Here is a 19,446-nt window from a genome sequence, read left to right on the forward strand (position 1 = left end):
TGTGTTTTTATTTGCTCTTTATCGCCTATTGCCGCTTCTTCGTACATCCCTCTCTACAAATTTGTACAAAGTCCAAACCGTAGAAGGAGTTCGACAGCTATTAGGGTGTGATCGGGTGCTCGCCTATCAATTTTCGCCTGACATGAGTGGGACCATCATTGCTGAGTCGGTTCAAGCGGACTACCAAGCATCGCTGGGACAAACCGTACGTGATTCGTACTTTCAAGATCAGGGTGCTCAGGAGTACTGTAAAGGACGAATCCAATGGGTAGATGATATCTACACAGCTAACTTAGATCCCTGTCATATCAAATTACTCGAACAGTTTAATGTGCGGGCAATTTTAGTCACACCGATTTTACTGCAAGACAGCAATAAGACCACCCCACACCTGTGGGGCTTACTGGTAGCCCACCAATGCGTGGGGCCACGGGTATGGATCTCTGATGACACAAAACTATTAGAGGTTTTATCTCTGCATATTGCCATTGCGATTCAGCAAGCTCAGCTATTAGAACAAACTCAGACCGCCCTAGAAAAAGCTAAGGCATTAAGTGCATTTAAATCAAAAATTTTAACCACGATTTCCCATGAGTACAACACTCCACTAACCGCTATAAAAGCAGCTGCCGAGACATTGCGGGTCCACTCCAACTCCCTTTCCCCCAGCCATCGAGATCGCTACCTTTCTATGATTGAATATAAGGCTCAATGCCTGTCTATGCTGGTAAAAGATATGCTGATAGCCAACCAAGCAGATCTCGACCAGCTACAGCTAAAACCGATGGATATTAATTTAGAGCGTTTATTTTCTAAATTGATCGACGAACATCAAGACATTGAAACGGATAAAAATCAGATCTCTCTAACCAGTCTCGGAAATATCGATAATTTTGTTGGCGATCTCGGACTCTTGCAACAAGTGTTTGAGAACTTATTATCCAATGCTATTAAGTACTCCCTAAAGGGAGGGGATATTCAGCTAGTGATTGTGGGAGAAGCCACCCAAATCACCTGTCATATCAATGATGAAGGCATGGGAATCCCAGAAGCCGATATTCCCTACTTATTCCAAGTGTTTCGTCGGGGTAGCAATGTTGGTGAAATACCTGGAACTGGCTTGGGCCTAAACATTGTCAAAGCCGCTGTAGAATTACATGGTGGCAGTATTGTTGTCAAAAGCAAGCAAGGGAAAGGAACTCGCATTAAGGTAGAACTACCCAAACGTCCCAAGGAAGACTTCATGGATAATTATTACCCAACAACAGTTATCCATGATCTGCCCAACTATTAACAAGTCAGCCTTAACTGCTGACCTTGCTTGCTAACCCTGGATAATAGCTGACTATATAGCGTCTACCACATTGGCCAGACCATTGGCTAGATAGGGGACTTTGTTAAGCCATAGTTTCCTAATTGCATTTATATAGTACAATAGTACTTAATTATTTTCTACACCTCACACATCTTAATGAGGTCAAGGTTGTTAGTGCTATGCAGCCTTAGCCTCAATCCAAACTTCACACATAAGGAGTGACCTATGACTTTAGCAAAACCAACATCCACTCATACGACTAGTCTTGACCTGCCCACCGCTGATACCATCGATCAGCATCGCATTGCCCTAGAAAGCAGGCTCAATAATTTGGCCACCCAAGCCACAGACAGTGCACTTAATCTATGGTCTGAGTATCAACCAGTGACTAATGGCAAGACTCAGGCTGTTTGGCAACTACTACGCAGTACACAGCCTGTTCAATTACTATTGACTGCAGCGTTAGCGGTGCTTGCGATCGCGTTAGTCACCCTGGTAACAACATTTAATGGGTTGATTATCCTATTCCTAAAATTGGCAACCCTGGTTTTGGCCGCTGTGGCCGTGTGGCAGTGGATCGCCCGTGGTCTTCACTGGGCTGATGAACAACTACCTTCAGTAGTAGAACCTCAAGAATAGGGGGTATCCGCATAAGCCGGGAAATTCTGATCAGGTAAGGAAGTTAGTGGTTCGGGGTTGGTAGTTAGTCCCTGACTGGAGTTTAACGACTAACTACCAACTACTATCTTCCCAAAAACGTCCCGCATTAAGTTGATACCCAGAATAGGGATTGAAACGTCTTTTAACTGAATTAGCATTTGAAGCTGCGTTTCTATGTGAACTAGGGGCGCAGCTCTTGTGGTGTCATAAACTATATCATGTGATTTTATTTCAGAAGGGTTTGACGATAATGTGGTTGCGTGTATCCATAGTTGGTAGGCTTATAAACTTGAGCTCAACTATCTCTCCATCTCTTTCGTGACAAAAATCACATACATTACCAATATAAGTCACTGCTTTTTGAAAAAGCTATAGATTAATTCAATCAACCCACTCTCCATAGGGGTTTAGATGGACACTCTACAACTTATGGCTAAAAAATCAAACATTATGAAAGTATTCATAACGCTTTTGGGAAGCATAGAGCTTTGAATCAGTAAAATTCAATTTATTGATTCTTCTCTTAGCTATCTAGAATATCTTTTACCTGGCTTTAGATATTCCTTGAAATCAGAATTATTTTCGAAGTCTCAATCAAATGATTGATTTAATTTCAATTAAAAATTGATGATTCACTGAGGTTATGGGTATCAATTTAAGCCGGGAAATCCTGACTGGGTGGGGAGTCAGGAGCCAGGAGCCAGGAGCCAGTCAGGCACTGAATTCTGACTCCTGAATTCTGACTTCTGCCCTTGGGAAAACGTTCCGCTTTAAGTTGATATCCGAGGTTATTAAATTCAAACTCAGGCATACTTTCTGCATATTATGACGAATTCACATATGCATCCCACCCAAAATCAAACATTTTATTCTTTAACAAAACCCATTGTGTAAAGTTCATATAGTCATATTTCAATCAGCTCTTTAGTTCCTGAAATCCATGATAGATCCTCTAACACAATCAGTATTGATAAGCCTAGTTGCTCCAATTTATGAGTCTGCTATAGGCCCTGGAAAAAATGTTTTTAGTTGGTTTAATCGAAAAATTCAATATGAAAGGAATCTTGAAATTTCGGTTCATGAATATGAGGAAAGATATAAGACTCGTCATGGAAAACTAAAACTGCTAGGAATGACAGAACCTAGAGACATAGAATCTGTTTTCACAAATATCAAACTAGGAAGGAGTAAAAGTCGCCAATTCAAATCAATTCAAACATTGGAGGAGTCTCATCGCCAAGGAAGAAGACGAAAATTTGACACTGTAAATCCCCCTGAGAAAGAAGCTTTTGATATTGTTAATCAGGAAAAGTTTTTGATGATACTTGGTGGACCTGGAGCTGGAAAGTCTACCTTTCTCAGGAGGATAGGGTTAGAAGCATTAAAACCAAAACATGGAAAATTAGATAATCCATGTATTCCTGTCTTTATTGAGTTAAAACAATTTACGGAAAACAATATCAATCTAGAGAATAAGATCTCAGAAGAGTTCGAGATTTGTGGTTTCCCAGAAGCCGAAAGGTTTACCTCTAACGCATTATCACAAGGGAAATTATTGATTCTATTAGATGCTTTAGATGAAGTGCCAACCAGTAATTTATATGACGTATTAGTTCATATCAAAAATTTTGTTGATAAATATAATAACAATAGATTCATTGCCTCTTGCAGAAGTGCAGCGTACTACAACAGCTACTTGAATTTCAGTGATTTTTCAATGACTGAATTTGATGACTCACAAATTGAGTTCTTTTTACATAAGTGGTTTCAAGAGGAATGCGACAAAACTGATAAAATTGCTCAAAAATGTTGGGAAATTTTACAAAAACCAGAAAATTCTGGAGCAAAGGAGCTGGCACATACTCCTCTACTCCTAACATTACTATGCTTTGTCTACGCAGGCTCTCAGAACTTGCCAAAGAACCGTGCATCTCTATATGACGAAGCATTAGACTTACTTATGAACAAATGGTTAGTAGAAAAACGTGTACAACGTAACCCCATCTATCAAGATTTAAATCCCCCCATAGAGAAAGCAATGTTATCAGAAATTGCCTATAAAGGATTCGAAGAAGATAGGTTTTTCTTTTCCGAAAGAGAAGTTGTTGATAGAATTACAGCCTTTTTAAGAGAGAATTTAAATGCACCTAAACATCTAGATGGCGAGAAGATTTTAAATTCGATTGAAATCCAGCAAGGGATTTTAGTGAAGCGAGCCCATAATATCCATTCATTCTCTCACTCATCATTTCAGGAATATTTAACGGCCCAATATATAGATGACCATCGTCAGATCAAGAATATAGTTTCTAAACATTTGACAGATAGTCGCTGGGGAGATGTCTTTCTGTTGGTTGCCGGATTGATGCGAGCTGGCGCGGATGAGCTGCTTTTGTCAATGGAAAAAGAATCACAGAATTTTATGGCTAATCCAAAATTATTTTCATTACTGAACTGGGCAGATAGAGCGACCGTTGAGTGGCACCAAAGCTTCAATCCAATTGCGAAACGTGCTGTAGCTCTCGGTATTGTTTGCAGCTTAATCTACGCTCATAAACATAGGTTTGAACCACTTCATGAAATTTCTATAGGTCTTAAATCTTGTGGTCGTTTGACCTCTAGGCTTGACCGCGAACTGTACCACAAGTTTATTCGCATTTGGCAGGTCATCTGCACCGGAGCAAACATTCGAGCTTTCAAAAATTATCGAAAACGTATCCGATTCCTTGATGCTAAATTCAAAGAAATACAAGGTTTTCAAAATATTAATTTTTCAATTTTAAAGGCAAACTTAGAAAATTTAAAACCTCGGGTTGAAGTTTCCCATGAAGCTAGTCCAGCTTATAATGAGCTTGCTATCAGTGTTTGGCAGAATTGGCTAAAAGCTTTTGACATAGATATTGAGAGTATAGATCTATCTCCTGCTGAGATTCAATTATTCAATCAATATCTAGCGACTAACCTGCTCATGTTGAAGTGTCAAAAAGCCTCTGTTCGAGTATCTCATTACACATGGAGAACTATAGAAACACGCATGCTGCGAGCTAACTAGGCTAGGTTCAAGTAATGATCTAGTTTTACTTATCCATGCGGCCCGAATGTTGATCCACGTATTACTGATATCTTGTAAAGCAGTGTATATCCTGGTGCAGCGTGGTCCCTATTCGTGATGAAAACCCGGTTCAGATTACGCCTTACGTAACCTATGGGCTAATCTTCCTCAATATTTTAGTCTTTTTCTATGAGCTGACGCTATCGTCACCCATGGAGCTGACAGCATTCTTCAGGACATGGGCCGTAGTCCCAGAGCAGCTGACGGAAAGTTTTTGGGGTGGCGGGTCAATCCCGTTCGATCTCTACGAGTGGTCTACCCTGTTCACTAGTCAATTTATTCATGCTGGTTTCCTGCATCTGGCGGGTAACATGCTGTACCTGTGGATTTTTGGGAACAACGTTGAGGAGCAGTTGGGTCGGGCTCGATACCTTCTCCTCTATCTAGGCTGTGGTGTTCTAGCCGCCTTGACCCAGTGGTATTTTGGCATGTTTTCCGAAGTGCCCTCCTTAGGTGCTAGCGGTGCGATCGCAGGTGTGATGGGAGCCTACATCTTCAAATTTCCCACTGTTCGTATTCTCACTATTGTGCCTTTGGGGTTCCTGTTCTTGCCCCTCAGGATTCCAGCCGTATTCTATTTAGGTATCTGGTTTTTGCAGCAAGCGGCCTATGGTATTGCCAGCCTCAGCATACCCACTAATGTTGGCATGGCAGATGGTGGGATTGCCTACTGGGCCCATGCAGGAGGGTTCGTATTTGGGGCTATCCTAGGGCCAGCCCTGGGGCTACTGAACTCACCTCACAGCCTAGAAAATGAAGCTCACTAGATAACAGATCGCCAACAATAGCTATCCGTAGGTTATCCAAATTTGGATTCGACAATTTTACTCTCAATCACCCGTCGGGCAAGTGGTTCACTATCGTCAATAGTAAACTCTTTCTTAAGATTACCAGTTTCCCCTAAGGTTTCCTGAAAGGTTCGAGGTTGGGCAGGATATTGAGCTAACAGCACGCTTTGTCTAAGTGAAAATTTCCATCAGCTAGGCCTAGAATAACGAATTTGTCCTCAGCCTCATATCCTCTGGACAATTTATTCTTTAGGAATGAGGATTCAATTAGGTTCTATCTTTTGATGTACAGGTTGCCATGGCAACCTCTTCAGACATAATTTTTGGATTTTATAAACCACGTCCAAGTTGAAACCAGTAGCTTCTTCTACGGAAAAACTCCAGTTCTGGACGTGGACAAGGTTTAAAATCCTTATCCCTTAGGGCAAACGTTTTTAGATGAAGGGCAACATCAGCTCCCCTTCATCTAACCCACGTCACTAACAAACATCCTTCTAGAATGAATCAATAATAATTGATGAAAAAGCTGTGAAGAGTTGCAGTTCTCAGTGGAATAACTTATGCATTCTAGACCGGTGTTTCTTATGTTGGCGGTAGGTTAAACATCTGGACGTTGCTGTTCCGAACTATGACGTTATCTGTAAGATCTTGACTTAGTACATTCCTTTCAGATCGGTTCATATATCAAATCAGCAACGGCAAAATCTTTAGTTAAAAGCTATTTGAGGCAATGCCTGCTATGCCACTCCCTAACAATCCATATCCCAATAAAATCGATCTTATATATGCCGTCTCAGCCGAATTAGCCAACAATATTCGCCAACGCCTGACACCGCTAAGATTATCAAAACCAAACTTAGAGGAAATTATTGATTCTACAAAAGTAAAGCCCGCGTCACAGGATAGGCAACAGCTACCGTTATAATGCTTACATAAGCTAATTAGCTTGGATTACTGGCTATCTAGTCGCCCCTGAAAAACTCCATGCTTAGGCCCTAACTGGGATCTTGGCCGGTGAGTCTAGAAAGTATCGGCAGAGCTTTCTGAGATTGAAGCCACAAGCGACCATCAGGGCATTGAACCGGTCACCGTGGGTGCCCTTGAGATAATTGCGTTTGAGCCCATGATCGTACTTGACATGGCCAATCACCGGTTCAATGGCACTGCGCCGTTTGACCAACCGTTTGAGCACCCCTTTAAATTTGCGAGTGCCCGCGACCAACACCTCTACCCCTTGAGGATGGTGGGTTTGCCCCCGAAAGCCTTTGTCAACCGCCGCTTGTTTGGGCATCACCCCGGTCAATGCCTGGGTTTGTTCGATAACCGGGGTGAGGGTGGCCCCATCATAGGGATTGCCATGGATGGCCTGGGTGCCTACAATCCAATTACTTTGACTGGTGGTCACAAACGCCACTTTGCAGCCAAATTCATAGCGTTGGTGCGCCTTGCCTTTGGCAATACACTCCACTTCAGGAGCATGCATACTGTAGAGTTTGTTGGAATCGGTTCGCTGTTGCTGATAAATTCGCTTGGCACGATCCAGCAACTGCTGCAGGTCTGGGTCCGGTTGGGGGAGTTTGCGCTCAATATCTCGAATCACACGTCCCAAATAAGTGTGTAGTTTTTGAGTTTGTTTTTTTGCTCGCTTCAGTTGTTTCGCAACCCGGTAACGACTTTGTTGAAAGAGTGCTTTCTTGCCCACACGTTCATAGCTTTGACGCAGCTTTATATTTTGTTTCTTGGCTGCTCTGACCAAGGCACGGCGAGCCTTGTCATAGAGTCGTGAATCTGTTGGAAACGCAATCGCTTTCTCTTGCACAGTGGTGTCAACATTCACTCGTGAAATCTCTCTTGGCTTCAATGCCTTTGTCTCCATCGCTGTCTTGAGAACTTGTTTCAACAATTGTTCCATCCCGTCAACACCCACATGCTTGCGCCAGCTCACTAGACTGGTTGGGTGACACGGCAACTCATGCTGGAACTGTTCCTCTCCACAGAAATACTGCCAATACGGATTCTCCACCCATTTGCTCACCACCGATTCATCACTTTCGTCGTACAGCCCTTTGAGATAGTGCAGACCCACCATCAACCGAGTTGGCAGGGGCGGGCGACCCCCTGCACTGGTCGTAGCTCGACCAAACGACGTCTCAAATGACGCCCAGTCAATGGATTCGGACAGTTTAACCAACGGATGCTGAGGGTTCAACTGGCGCTCTAATGCCGACACCGAAGGGCTTGGCTCAGAGGAGGGGGAGGAGGGGCTAGATGAACGGTTCATTTTGCAAGCTTTTAACTCAATCGGGATGCTTCTCTGGCAATTCTATACCCTGTTTCAACGGATGAAACCCCCTTCAGCTCTTACCTGAGCTAGTATTTCAGGGCCGACTATCTAGTTTCTCCCCCTAGCGTTTTAAAACCTGAATGCGCAAGGACTAATTAAAATATTCTTGACACTCAGTCAGTGCGCTCCCATCTGACTGAGCAAGCTCTAAGTCTCCTTCCTCTACCTCTCTTGCCCCTTAGGCAGTTTCTGCCCAATCCTTGGCCTGAAGCAAAACAAAATCAAAATCTCTCCTTAATCCGGACAACTCCGTGCAGGCAAAATCGGACTCGTCCGTCGAAATTCAGATAAATACTGCTCTAAAGTCACAAACTGCTGTAAGTTTAGCCGATAGTAAATCCAGCGTCCCTCCTGGCGACCCTGGATCAATCCTGCTTCCCGTAAAATCTTGAGATGGAATGAAAGCTTAGATGCACTTATACCCAGGTGATTAGCAATATCACAAGCACATAGCTCGCGATCTCGCAGTAGCTCAATTACTTGAATCCGATAGGACTCTGAAAATGCCTGAAAGAGGGATAAAACATCAGTGGAAACAGTCGTTTTCATAACCTTTTTGCAATCTACTTAAATCATAGCTTGCCTGATAAGATTTTGAATTTGAACATCTCCAACTCAGTCTCACTAAAAAAGCTGGCTCTCAATGAGCCAGCCTGAACACTGCGCGGGAACGCGTATAGGAAGCAGTAGCTTTCAGCTTTCGCTGCTACTGAAGGACAAGCTTCACATTAGCGTTCTGCAAACCAGGGCGCTTAACTTCTGCTAAAGTCCGATTAACCGCATACTTCTGGTTAATAGAGTTGATTAGCTCAGTCTGGTTGTGCTTCTTGGCAACACCCCAAAGGTCCGCAATCAGATCAAAGGAGCCATCGGTATTACGAGACCAGCCTAGATCGTACTCACCCTCTAGAACAGCTACGATGTCAGCACGAACACGCTGGCCATTGTAGCCACGAACATCAGCTTCAGTCTTAACCGAGATTCCGAGGTCCTTTAGAGAAGCAGTGAGAATTTCAGCTTCAGTGATCTTAGTGCGTAGAGTACTAAAGTGAGACATTGGTGTTTCCTCCAGTGGAAAGTGAGAGTCATAAAGTAAAAACGCAAAGCCAATAGATTAACAAACCAATATTAGTAATTTGCTAAGCCATTGTCTGAAAACTGCTAACCCTTGAGGTTAGCCCTCTGCTAGGGGAAATCCCCTAACAAAAGCCTGTTAAAACTCCATCCGCTGATACTCAGCGACGGATGAAGCAGCGGGGCGAGCACGTTGTCGTGCCCAATCACGAAGCGCCGTTACCTGTTCACTCATGGTCTTAGATAACGGTAATGTTGCCCGAATAGCCGCAATAATATCGAGTTGGTTAAACTCACGGCCTTGCGCAAACGCTTCATACATTGCAGAGATCAAACCTTGCTCAATCTCTGCCCCCGAAAAACCTTCACATACCTTGGTAAGCTGATCAAAATCGAAGCGCTCTATGTCACGACGTCGCTTACCAAGGTGAATTTTGAATATCTCTTTGCGCTCCTCCTCATTGGGAAGATCAACAAAGAATATTTCGTCAAACCGGCCCTTGCGCAGAAACTCACTGGGCAACCGTTCCACACGGTTGGCTGTGGCCATCACAAACACCGGGGAATTCTTTTCTTGCATCCAAGTCAAGAAGCTACCAAAGATCCGACTAGAGGTACCCCCATCAGAATCAGCCGAACCCGCACCGCCAGCAAAGGCCTTATCAATCTCGTCAATAAATAGAATCGCAGGTGAGATTGACTCAGCTGTACGCAGGGCTCCCCTTAGATTAGCCTCAGAACGGCCCACCATAGAACCATCATAGACCCGGCCCATATCCAGGCGCAACAAGGGTAGTCCCCAAAGTCGAGCGGTGGTTTTTGCGATCAGCGATTTACCGCAACCTGGCACCCCCAGGATCAACATTCCTTTAGGTTGAGGGAGACCATACTCCCGAGCACGCTCACTAAACGCATTTGAACGCTGTCTAAGCCAATGTTTCAGCTCTTCTAGACCACCCACAGAATCAAGGGTCTCGTCTTCTTCTATGTATTCTAGAATGCCATTACGGCGAATAAGTTGCTTTTTCTCAGAGAGCACAATATCGACTTCTGATTCGGTTAACTTACCAGACACAACCCTGGCTTTGCGGAATACTTTTTCTGCCTCATCCTCGGTCAGACCTAGGGACGCTTTTAGCAGTTTTTCACGAATATCAGTGGTGATGCTAGCACCGTGAGACTTGCTGAGCTCTGCTGTGAGCACTTGATTTAGCTCTCCCATGGTTGGCATGGAAAAGTCCAAAACCACAACTTCTTTCTCTAGTTCCACCGGAATTTCTTGAACCGGTGACATTAAAATAATAGTTTTATTGGTGCCTTTGAAACTTGCGATCGCATCCCTCAAACACCGCGTCACCGCTGGCGAATCCATAAACGGATGCAAGTCCTTAAAGACATAGATGCCTGGATCTTTCTGACGAATTGCCCAATCTATCGCCGCTTCTGGAGAGACCGTATTGCTATTTTGCGAACCACGAGCTTGACCAAATTCAACAACACCGTGGGTAACCGTCCATGTAAATAGACGACGCTGGGGATGCTGTTTAGTAAGCGTAGCAATGGTACGCTCCGCTCTCTCTTCCTCGAACGTGAGCAAATAAATCAGAGGATACTGAGCCTTAATTAGGACCTTGAGCTCTTCTTTCATAGTTTTTATCCTCTCAACGCCGACCGATACAAACAGATCACCCAAATTCCCCAGAGCCACACTTTAATATCAACAGCCCTAGAGACAAGGAACTAACTCGCCTTCATCAGAACGGACTGAGCTAGGAACAACATCAGGTACTTCACTCAATAACTCCTCATGCAAGTCAGCGTGGGCTTCGACTGCCATCAGATCGCCATCCCTGAGCACCACAGAAGTTGTACAAGAGGGACACTCATATACCACATGAGCTGCACCCTGCACCCCTTCAACAACATCAGAATGATTTAAATAAAAACCAATTGCCCGCTCGGCCAAAGTAGACATTGGTTCTCCATCTACAGCAGCACGAATCTTGAGCTGGCGGTGCAGGTCATCGGGCATATAAAGAGTGACCTTTTGCTTGCCTTGCATATCAACCTTAATAAATAGCAATAATCTACGGGGCTCTGAGCTCATGTATGGGCCACCTACCCATGCATGGGACATTTACCCATGGAGTTACGATACCCATCGTATCTGTTGCCGTCAAGCCATCAAACTGTCATGACGGCAAAATGTTTACATAGATTTACATTCGAGCCGGTTTTTGATTAGTTGGTTCTACACCCGTCTCAATTGCACCATGGGGACTAAAATAAATAGCCGCTGATTTCTATGCATCTATGGCTAGCGCACCAACCATTGCATCGTTTCCATCTTTAGAGGCCGCTCTCAAGCACTTTTTTGGCTATGACGACTTCCGCTACTACCAGCGAGCCATCATTGAGCAAGCGCTTAAAAATCAAGATGTGCTGGTCATTATGCCAACCGGTGGTGGAAAGTCGCTGTGTTATCAGCTACCGGCACTGCTGCGCTTAGGGGTAACTATTGTAGTTTCTCCTCTGATTGCCCTGATGCAGGATCAAGTACGGAGCCTTAAGGACAACGGTATTGCCGCCACATTTCTTAATAGCAGTCTGACACTGGACGAAACTCGAGCCCGAGAAAAAGCCCTGCTGGCTGGTGATATCAAACTGCTATACCTGGCTCCTGAACGGCTCATGAGCCCGAGTTTTTGGCCCCTATTGGAGCAATTGCAACAGACGGTTGGGATTAGCGCCTTTGCCATTGATGAAGCCCACTGCGTTTCAGAGTGGGGGCACGATTTTCGGCCTGAGTATCGTCAGCTGTTTCAGCTCAAACAGCAGATGCCCCAAATACCGGTCATGGCTCTGACTGCAACGGCCACTGAACGGGTGCGGCAAGATATTAGCCAACAACTCAGACTCAAGGATCCCGAAGTATTTGTCTCAGGGTTCAACCGACAAAATTTACACTATGAGGTCAAACCCAAAACCAAACAAACCTATGATGAGTTGCTCAAGCTGATTAAGCAGCAACCGGGCTCTGGGATTATCTACTGTCTCAGTCGTAAACGGGTGAACGAAATCTCCTTTCGACTGAAGCAAGACGGAATTTCAGCCTTGCCCTATCATGCTGGACTAAACGCTCAGGAACGACAAGAAAATCAAGAGCAATTTATCCGTGACAACGTGCGTGTCATTGTCGCTACCATTGCCTTTGGCATGGGTATCAACAAACCTGATGTACGCTTTGTGATTCATTACGATCTGCCCCGCACCATTGAAAGCTATTACCAGGAGTCTGGACGAGCAGGGCGGGATGGCGATCCAGCTAACTGTACGGTCTTTTTTGGCTACGGCGATGTGGCCACCGTTGAATTTCTAATTAGCCAAAAACCGGATGAACAGGAACAGCGGATCGCTCGACAGCAGCTACGCCATGTGATCAACTATGCCGAAAGTGCTATCTGTCGTCGTAAAATCCAGCTCAGCTACTTTGGTGAAAGTTTTCCAGGGGACTGTAAAAACTGTGACAATTGCCTGAATCCTGTTCCCCTTGAAGATTGGACCATTGAAGCTCAAAAGTTTCTCTCCTGTGTGGCCCGTTGCCAGGAGCGGTTTGGCATGAATCACATTATTGATGTACTGCGGGGCTCCAAACGAAAGAGGTTGCTGGAGCTGGGCCACGATCGGTTATCGACCTACGGTATCGGTCAAGACCACAGCGTCGATGAATGGCGTCAGCTCTGTCGTTCGTTGCTACACCAGGAGCTACTCTCAGAAACCACCGATGGCTATTCTGTTCTCAAGTTAAATGGAGGCAGCTGGCAGGTTCTGAAAAAACAGATTCCGGTCAATATTCACGTCTTTAAACGAGCTGAGACAACTAAGGCGAGTGTTAAATCAGATGAGATCCAGCTCAGCGGTGATGAGACTCTCTTGTTGGGCCAGCTACGTAGTCTCCGCAAACGGTTGGCGGATGAACAGTCGGTCCCCCCCTATGTCGTCTTTGCCGATGCCAGCCTGCGGCAGATGGCTCGACAGCGTCCGATTACTAGCGATGCTTTTTCCGCTATCTCAGGAGTAGGCAAACGCAAGCTAGAACAGTATGGCCAGGTCTTTACCCAAGAAATTCAACAGTTCTGTCAGTCCCATAACCTGACTCCCAATGCGGCTTCATCCTCAACCACAACCAGTTCAAGTCCTAATTCAGGTGCCAATGAGCTAACGGCAACACAGCTAAGTACCCACGCATTGCATCAACAGGGGCTATCCCTATCAGAAATTGCCATTGAGCGGGGCCTCCGTCTAGGTACCATCATCGAACATGTGGAGCGGCTGATGGCATCAGACCGCAAAGTAGACCTCAATCGCTTGGTATCGCCCGAGCGTCAGGTGCCCATCTTTGAGGCAATTGAGAAGGTGGGCTCCCATTCCCTGAGAACCATTCGCGATGAGCTGGGTGAAACCTTCGACTATAATGAGATCCGTCTTGTTAGGGCCATGTGGGAGAGCCAACATTAAAAAACGAATTTATCGCTTAACCATCTACTTATCCACATACCGTCACCTGGAACCTTATCCTTGTGACGGTTCTTACATGGATAGTGATGCAACTCATTCTATTTTTTGCCCCAAAATTTACTTAATGTCTTTAATGGCCTTGATAAAGTTGAGTGCCTGGGTAAAGTATCACCATAGTCACTGGGACTATCCACATACTTCAACTCTTGATCCATGGATTCTGGAGTTTGTTGATAGTACTGATAGTAACTATAGGAATTTTCACTTTCTTGCCTGAGGTCATTGGCAACCATGCCGATGACCGGCACTTTGGCAATCGAAAGCTCTTCCATTGCAGAATTTAAATGAGAGAATTTGGTTTCACTTAAACGTACTGTTAGCAAAAGGCCTTGGGTATAGCCTGCAGCCACAAAAGCATCGACAAATCCGAGTAAAGGAGGCGTATCAAAGATCACCATATCAAACTCTTCGTAAATCTGTTGCAGAAAATCTTTCATCCGTTTTGCAGATAAAATCTGCATAGGATCGGGTGGAATGGGACCAGAGGAAATTATATAAAAATTTTCACTCACAGGTGGACCAATGAGAATATCGTCTAGTTCCAACTCACCAGTTATGTAGTTGGATAATCCTTTATCGTTGGAAGTGTTACAGAACCTATGTAATGTAGGTCGTCTCAAATCCATATCAACTAACAATGTTTTCTGCCCCATAGATGCATTGGTATGGGCTAAGTGAAAACTGATCGTACTTTTACCCGAATTAGGTGTCGCAGAACTAATGGCCAAAGATTTTAGAGGTGTGTCTGGATTATTCAGACGCAAATTGGTAGATAGTCGTTTGAATGCTTCTAAAAAAGGTGTCGATTTAGAATGACCATTGAAGGGTAAATCCATGTTGACACCCAATTCCCCTAGTTGAGTCATCGCAAGTGCTAGGGGCTGACCATTTGCCAATAACCGATTGTGGGGAATGGTTGCTAAGAGTGGCAGCTGAGTTATATCTTTTAACTCTTCAATTGTATTAATTGTGCCCTTGATACGCTCCCATGCGATCGCAACGCCAACCCCCAACAACAGTCCCAAAACAGTACCCAATAACAAATTTCGCTTTGCACTGGCCGATGATGCCTTGGGGTTATCTACGGGAGTTAATAGCTCCCAAGGCGTTTGCCGTTGAGCCGCATCAATGCGAAGAGCCTCACGCTTAGTCAAAAATTGATTTAAGTTTGCTGTAGCAATATCCAACTCACGCTGGATATCGTTATATTGGCGAGCCACGGTGGAAAGGCCCTTAATCTGCTGATTTAAGGCATCGATTGTATCGCTAAGGGCACGATCTCGATCGCTCAACTCCCGAATTTGGCTAGCAATTTGATCTTGAACTCGAGCGCCTTCCTGTTCAATTAAGGGTTCAAGATTAGCTCGATGATCCTTAATCACCGCAACCTCAGGACTGTCATCCAAATACAAACTTAACTCTTCGGCCAGCTGACTATCAATCTCCGTCAACCGATTTAATAAAGATTGATAGCGCTCATTTTCAAGTAAGGCGGAGGTGGATGCCAGCTCTTCACCTCTCGCTAGTTCTTGTTGTAGATCCTGATATATGGACTGGGCTTCTTCAATTTCAACCTGCAAATCAAATCGCTGACTACTAAATCTAGACGCTTGCATCGTTAATTGTTCACCTTGTAACAGTGGATCAATTAAGTTATAACTTTGACGCAAACTTTCGAGCCTGGCTTCCAATTCTTGAACCTGTTCCCGCGCAACAGGTAATTGCTCATCTACAAAACTAATACCTCGGGAGATATCATTCTGACGATCCTCTAAACTGTACCTAAGATAAGCATCTAGAACTAGATCAAGCACATAGATAACTTTTTCAGAGTCAGTATTTTGATAAGAAACCGTTAGTACATCTCCTCCCGCATTAGGCACAATTCCTAAGTTAGAAATGAGCGTTTTATAGGAAATATCAGGATAGCGCTGCTGAAGCTTCTCTAACACGGGCTTCATGACCCGAGGACTCTCTAATATTTTTAATGTAGTTTCATCGACAGCAGCAGTATCGACAGGGTTTGTTACACTGCCAAGAATTTCCGACGTTAAGTTAGAAATCACTTTAGACTCTGGTGTAGAGGAGGGAGTCAACAGCTCGAACTCAGCCCGATAAACAGGATCGTCAGTGACAGCTTTAACCACAGCTAATGAAGCTGTTAATACTGTTACACCTGTAATCACAAGGAAATGACGTTTCAAGGTCGCTAACAGATGATCCAGACGCAGACCTCCTTCACGATCTTGCTCGTCTAGGGGTATACCTACTGGTGGTAAATGTTTAGCGGTCATTTTCAAAATGCATCCTTAACGACCATGAGATATCGTGAAATTCTAGCAATAGCACGGCCTTTAAAATCAATATCGTCAGTAAGTTTCAGCGAACAAAAACTAATGTAAAGTTACTCTAAATAACAGGTTATCTGTCCCAGTTGTACCTAATCAAATAATCGGAGAATAGTAGATGGCAGTGCGAAAATAGAGAAAGCACTTGTTAAAGGTGCAGCAATGGTATCTAGAGTATCTGAAATACGCGCCGAACCAGAGCGTCGAACAACAATGATGTCATTGTTTCGCAGCAATGGATTCATCTCATCATCAATACCCACAGAGAAGTCAACGTCTATTGAGCTTTTAGTTGCCGTACCATCAGCATTTAGACGAATAAGGTCAACATCTCGTCGAGTTGCACGATTATTAAATCCACCCGCAGCCAAGAGTCCTTGGCTCAAAGGAGTATTTGGAGCTACCTCGACTATTCCAGGACGATCAACCTCCCCAACTACATTTACTGCAATTGTGTCTGGCGAAAAACTAGATGCTGCTATTTCTGTTATCTCAGTGGGTGACACATCAGTTGCTTGGGAAATTTTGATCGTATCTCCATCCTTGAGCACAATATCTTCTGCAAGATCACCCTCCTGAAGCAAGCGCCACAGATTAATAGTGATTAGTTGTTCTGGCCCAGCGTGAGTTCTACGAGAAACTTGAATATCGCGAATATTAGCTTCAGGTTTAATACCTCCGGCAACCTGAATAGCACGGGTTACTGTTGGGGGCGTACTGGTTGAACCAGTGCCACCTGGCACACCAGCTTCTCCAGTGCGCGCAGTTCCGGTTACAGTGTATGGCCCAGGACGAAAGACTTCACCAACAACCACAATATTTAAGGGGCGATTTTCGTCAGCAGCAAAGCTAGCTGACGCTACTTGCCATGCCGCATCATGATCAAATTGCTCATTGGTTGGGACAAGAATTGTATCCCCATCCATCAGAAACAGATCATGACTTAGATCACCTGTATCGAGAAAGTCCTGAAGATTCGATACAAGTATTTGTTCAGAACCCCCAGAAGTCGAACGACGAATAACAATTTGTTGTAAGTCAGCTGATTGGGTAATGCCACCAGCTATTTCTAAAGCATCAACTAACGATAAAGCCTGAGTCCCTTCCCGTTGCAATGTATAAATACCTGGTCGACTAACTTCACCCGCGATACCGATTTTGAGAGGGCGGGGAGAAAGCAAGGTGACGTTGATAATTGGTCGGCGGAGCCGACTAGCATAGGCCTGGGAAATGATCGATTGAGCCTCACCAATGGTTAACCCTGCTACAGAAACCTGACCAACCATTGGCAGTAGTAATAATCCATCCCCTAAAATCTCATAATCACCGCTATATTGAGGAACACGGAATACATCAACATGAATTTTATCACCTGTACCTAAAACATATCCTCCAATTGACGATTGTCGCCCTATCTCACTACTAAGGTCGCTTAGTTGCGTTGTCTGGGCTATGGCTGGCGCAGTTGGGTGCAGCAGCGAAAACGAAGAAAATACATACAATACTAAAAATAAGCTCAGCCTATTCTGTATTGAACATAGGGAGATACTGGCTAATGCCATAATCGTTATACCTATTTATAAATAGAACCTAAATTACTAAAGGACTAGGATGATAAATATAGTCAAAATAAAAGTAAATTGCTTAGCTAAAACGTCATTCAACAGAAACGTCTGTGACCGAATCAGTCAGTCGACTAGAATCTAGATTTAAACTAATAAACCTTTTTAATTATACACACAATAACAGAGACGCCCGTATAAAAATAGTACCAAAGGATATATTTTTTATACCTTTCCATACTTGCTCCAATAGCTAAAGATAGCCTACATTCAACTCACGTGTTTACCTTATAGATAAGTGATTCTATTTTTAAGGAGCACCATGTGAGTGAATCGTTTAATGAACGATTCACTCATCATTGTTTATCGTTTGCCAACAACGAAGCCATGATAGCTTAGGCATTTGCACTTGTCTGAATCAAAAACGACATATTTGGAGGTACTGCTACATTAGCAATATTAAACGCTTAGACCTACTACCTCTTGTCGTATCATCGCTTGCTCAACTGACATCTTGGGGGTCTTCTGAACATCAGAATAAATATTGAGAGCGTTAAGATCTGCTTCTACCATCAGATTAACAAGTTCGTTAAAGTTTACAGATGGCTTCCATCCTAGCTGCGTTAATGCTTTTGAAGGATCACCAATCAATAGATCAACTTCCGCCGGGCGCAAATACCTCTCATCAAATTCTACATAATCTTTCCAGTTTAAATTAGCATAGCCAAAAGCAAGTTCTAGAAACTCTTTGACTGAGTGAGTTTCTCCAGTAGCAATAACATAATCATCAGGATTTTCCTGCTGTAGCATCAGCCACATTGCCTCTACATAATCTTTGGCATAGCCCCAATCACGTTTTGAATCCAAGTTACCCATGTATAACTTCTTTTGCTGTCCAGTCACAATTCTAGCTATAGCACGGGTGATTTTTCGCGTAACAAACGTCTCACCACGCCGAGGAGACTCGTGGTTGAATAGAATGCCATTGCAGGCAAACATGTCATAGGATTCTCGATAGTTAATCGTTTGCCAGTGGCCATATACCTTTGCACAGGCATAGGGACTACGAGGATAAAAAGGCGTAACCTCTGACTGAGGGACGGCCTGAACTTTACCAAACATCTCTGAAGATCCCGCCTGGTAATAACGAACTTTGTTGCCAGTTCGATCAGAGTAGTCTCGCAGGGCTTCGAGCAATCTCAGAGTTCCCATACCCACTGCATCAACAGTATATTCGGGCGCGTCAAAGCTAACTCTCACATGGGATTGAGCACCTAGATTATAAACCTCATTAGGCTCAACTTCTTCTAGGATACGTCGTAAGGTTGTTCCGTCTGTCAGATCACCATAGTGGAGGAAAAGCTTAGCCTCTGGCAAGTGAGGATCTCGATACATATGTTCAATACGGTCAGTATTAAAAGTTGAGGTTCGACGGATAATACCGTGAACCTCATAGCCCTTGGATAACAATAGTTCACTTAAATAAGAACCATCTTGCCCCGTAATCCCCGTAATTAATGCTTTCTTAGACATGCCTTCCACACTCCCCTACCATTACTATTAATATATCTAAATGCACTTGAATAATTGTCTAGGCAGAACCATTTAGATTAAAGAACAGGTTTTAAATAACTGCCTCAAGCCAGAAAACTTAGCCAAATTCTT

General features: G+C 44.0%; 14 protein-coding genes. 5 read left to right on the forward strand and 9 right to left on the reverse strand.

Annotated features, from left to right (window positions below; all coding sequences use genetic code 11):
* The 4 genes from IXB50_RS17745 to IXB50_RS17760 form a co-directional block, all read left to right on the forward strand.
* On the forward strand, positions 1 to 1,294 hold a 1,294-nt coding region (locus tag IXB50_RS17745; RefSeq protein ID WP_215610332.1), incomplete at its 5' end, for a GAF domain-containing sensor histidine kinase.
* A 246-nt stretch (positions 1,295 to 1,540) separates the two neighbouring features.
* Positions 1,541 to 1,954 carry a hypothetical protein gene (locus IXB50_RS17750; protein ID WP_215610333.1) on the forward strand — a complete coding sequence of 138 codons (414 nt, stop codon included), beginning with the start codon at positions 1,541 to 1,543 and terminating at the stop codon, positions 1,952 to 1,954.
* A gap of 961 nt (positions 1,955 to 2,915) precedes the next feature.
* Entirely contained in the window at positions 2,916 to 5,027 is a 2,112-nt protein-coding gene (locus tag IXB50_RS17755) for an NACHT domain-containing protein (protein ID WP_215610334.1), read from the forward strand.
* A 101-nt stretch (positions 5,028 to 5,128) separates the two neighbouring features.
* Positions 5,129 to 5,854 carry a rhomboid family intramembrane serine protease gene (locus IXB50_RS17760; protein WP_215610335.1) on the forward strand — a complete coding sequence of 242 codons (726 nt, stop codon included), beginning with the start codon at positions 5,129 to 5,131 and terminating at the stop codon, positions 5,852 to 5,854.
* 32 nt (positions 5,855 to 5,886) lie between these two features.
* Here IXB50_RS17760 and IXB50_RS17765 read toward each other — a convergent pair whose 3' ends face one another.
* From IXB50_RS17765 to IXB50_RS17790, 6 genes are all read right to left on the reverse strand, one after another.
* Complete coding sequence (locus IXB50_RS17765; protein ID WP_215610336.1) at positions 5,887 to 6,039, reverse strand: hypothetical protein; 153 nt, start codon at positions 6,037 to 6,039, stop codon at positions 5,887 to 5,889.
* A gap of 824 nt (positions 6,040 to 6,863) precedes the next feature.
* Entirely contained in the window at positions 6,864 to 8,156 is a 1,293-nt protein-coding gene (locus IXB50_RS17770; protein ID WP_215610337.1) for an IS5 family transposase, read from the reverse strand.
* 297 nt (positions 8,157 to 8,453) lie between these two features.
* A complete protein-coding gene (locus IXB50_RS17775) occupies positions 8,454 to 8,768 on the reverse strand; it encodes an ArsR/SmtB family transcription factor (RefSeq protein ID WP_215610338.1) in 315 nt (104 codons plus the stop codon).
* A gap of 157 nt (positions 8,769 to 8,925) precedes the next feature.
* On the reverse strand, positions 8,926 to 9,276 hold the full coding sequence (locus IXB50_RS17780) for a DUF1257 domain-containing protein (RefSeq protein ID WP_215610339.1): 351 nt from the start codon (positions 9,274 to 9,276) through the stop codon (positions 8,926 to 8,928).
* A gap of 156 nt (positions 9,277 to 9,432) precedes the next feature.
* Entirely contained in the window at positions 9,433 to 10,941 is a 1,509-nt protein-coding gene (gene ycf46, locus IXB50_RS17785; protein WP_215610340.1) for a stress-responsive protein Ycf46, read from the reverse strand.
* 78 nt (positions 10,942 to 11,019) lie between these two features.
* The gene (locus IXB50_RS17790) at positions 11,020 to 11,355 is read right to left on the reverse strand and encodes a hypothetical protein (RefSeq protein WP_215610364.1); all 336 of its coding nucleotides are present in this window, start codon (positions 11,353 to 11,355) and stop codon (positions 11,020 to 11,022) included.
* Between the two features lie 251 nt (positions 11,356 to 11,606).
* Here IXB50_RS17790 and recQ point away from each other — a divergent pair, with 251 nt between their 5' ends.
* Positions 11,607 to 13,811 carry a DNA helicase RecQ gene (recQ, locus tag IXB50_RS17795; RefSeq protein WP_215610341.1) on the forward strand — a complete coding sequence of 735 codons (2,205 nt, stop codon included), beginning with the start codon at positions 11,607 to 11,609 and terminating at the stop codon, positions 13,809 to 13,811.
* A 98-nt stretch (positions 13,812 to 13,909) separates the two neighbouring features.
* Here the strand turns inward: recQ and IXB50_RS17800 are convergent, their stop codons facing one another.
* The 3 genes from IXB50_RS17800 to gmd form a co-directional block, all read right to left on the reverse strand.
* Complete coding sequence (locus IXB50_RS17800) at positions 13,910 to 16,165, reverse strand: GumC family protein (RefSeq protein ID WP_215610342.1); 2,256 nt, start codon at positions 16,163 to 16,165, stop codon at positions 13,910 to 13,912.
* A 146-nt stretch (positions 16,166 to 16,311) separates the two neighbouring features.
* Positions 16,312 to 17,781 (reverse strand): SLBB domain-containing protein, encoded by a 1,470-nt coding sequence (locus IXB50_RS17805; RefSeq protein ID WP_215610343.1) that lies wholly within the window; start codon positions 17,779 to 17,781, stop codon positions 16,312 to 16,314.
* Positions 17,782 to 18,240: 459 nt separating this feature from the next.
* Entirely contained in the window at positions 18,241 to 19,314 is a 1,074-nt protein-coding gene (gene gmd, locus IXB50_RS17810; protein ID WP_215610344.1) for a GDP-mannose 4,6-dehydratase, read from the reverse strand.
* Between the last annotated feature and the right edge of the window lie 132 nt (positions 19,315 to 19,446).

Source organism: Leptothoe spongobia TAU-MAC 1115, assembly GCF_018739885.1.
Classification (GTDB): Bacteria; Cyanobacteriota; Cyanobacteriia; order Phormidesmidales; family Phormidesmidaceae; genus Leptothoe; species Leptothoe spongobia.

Coding starts and splice junctions, on each gene's coding strand:
- IXB50_RS17755 (WP_215610334.1), top strand. CDS start 2,916: ATGATAGATCCTCTAACACAATCAGTATTGATAAGCCTAGTTGCTCCA.
- IXB50_RS17775 (WP_215610338.1), bottom strand. CDS start 8,768: ATGAAAACGACTGTTTCCACTGATGTTTTATCCCTCTTTCAGGCATTT.
- IXB50_RS17750 (WP_215610333.1), top strand. CDS start 1,541: ATGACTTTAGCAAAACCAACATCCACTCATACGACTAGTCTTGACCTG.
- IXB50_RS17770 (WP_215610337.1), bottom strand. CDS start 8,156: ATGAACCGTTCATCTAGCCCCTCCTCCCCCTCCTCTGAGCCAAGCCCT.
- IXB50_RS17805 (WP_215610343.1), bottom strand. CDS start 17,781: ATGGCATTAGCCAGTATCTCCCTATGTTCAATACAGAATAGGCTGAGC.
- ycf46 (WP_215610340.1), bottom strand. CDS start 10,941: ATGAAAGAAGAGCTCAAGGTCCTAATTAAGGCTCAGTATCCTCTGATT.
- gmd (WP_215610344.1), bottom strand. CDS start 19,314: ATGTCTAAGAAAGCATTAATTACGGGGATTACGGGGCAAGATGGTTCT.
- IXB50_RS17800 (WP_215610342.1), bottom strand. CDS start 16,165: ATGACCGCTAAACATTTACCACCAGTAGGTATACCCCTAGACGAGCAA.
- recQ (WP_215610341.1), top strand. CDS start 11,607: ATGGCTAGCGCACCAACCATTGCATCGTTTCCATCTTTAGAGGCCGCT.
- IXB50_RS17790 (WP_215610364.1), bottom strand. CDS start 11,355: ATGCAAGGCAAGCAAAAGGTCACTCTTTATATGCCCGATGACCTGCAC.
- IXB50_RS17780 (WP_215610339.1), bottom strand. CDS start 9,276: ATGTCTCACTTTAGTACTCTACGCACTAAGATCACTGAAGCTGAAATT.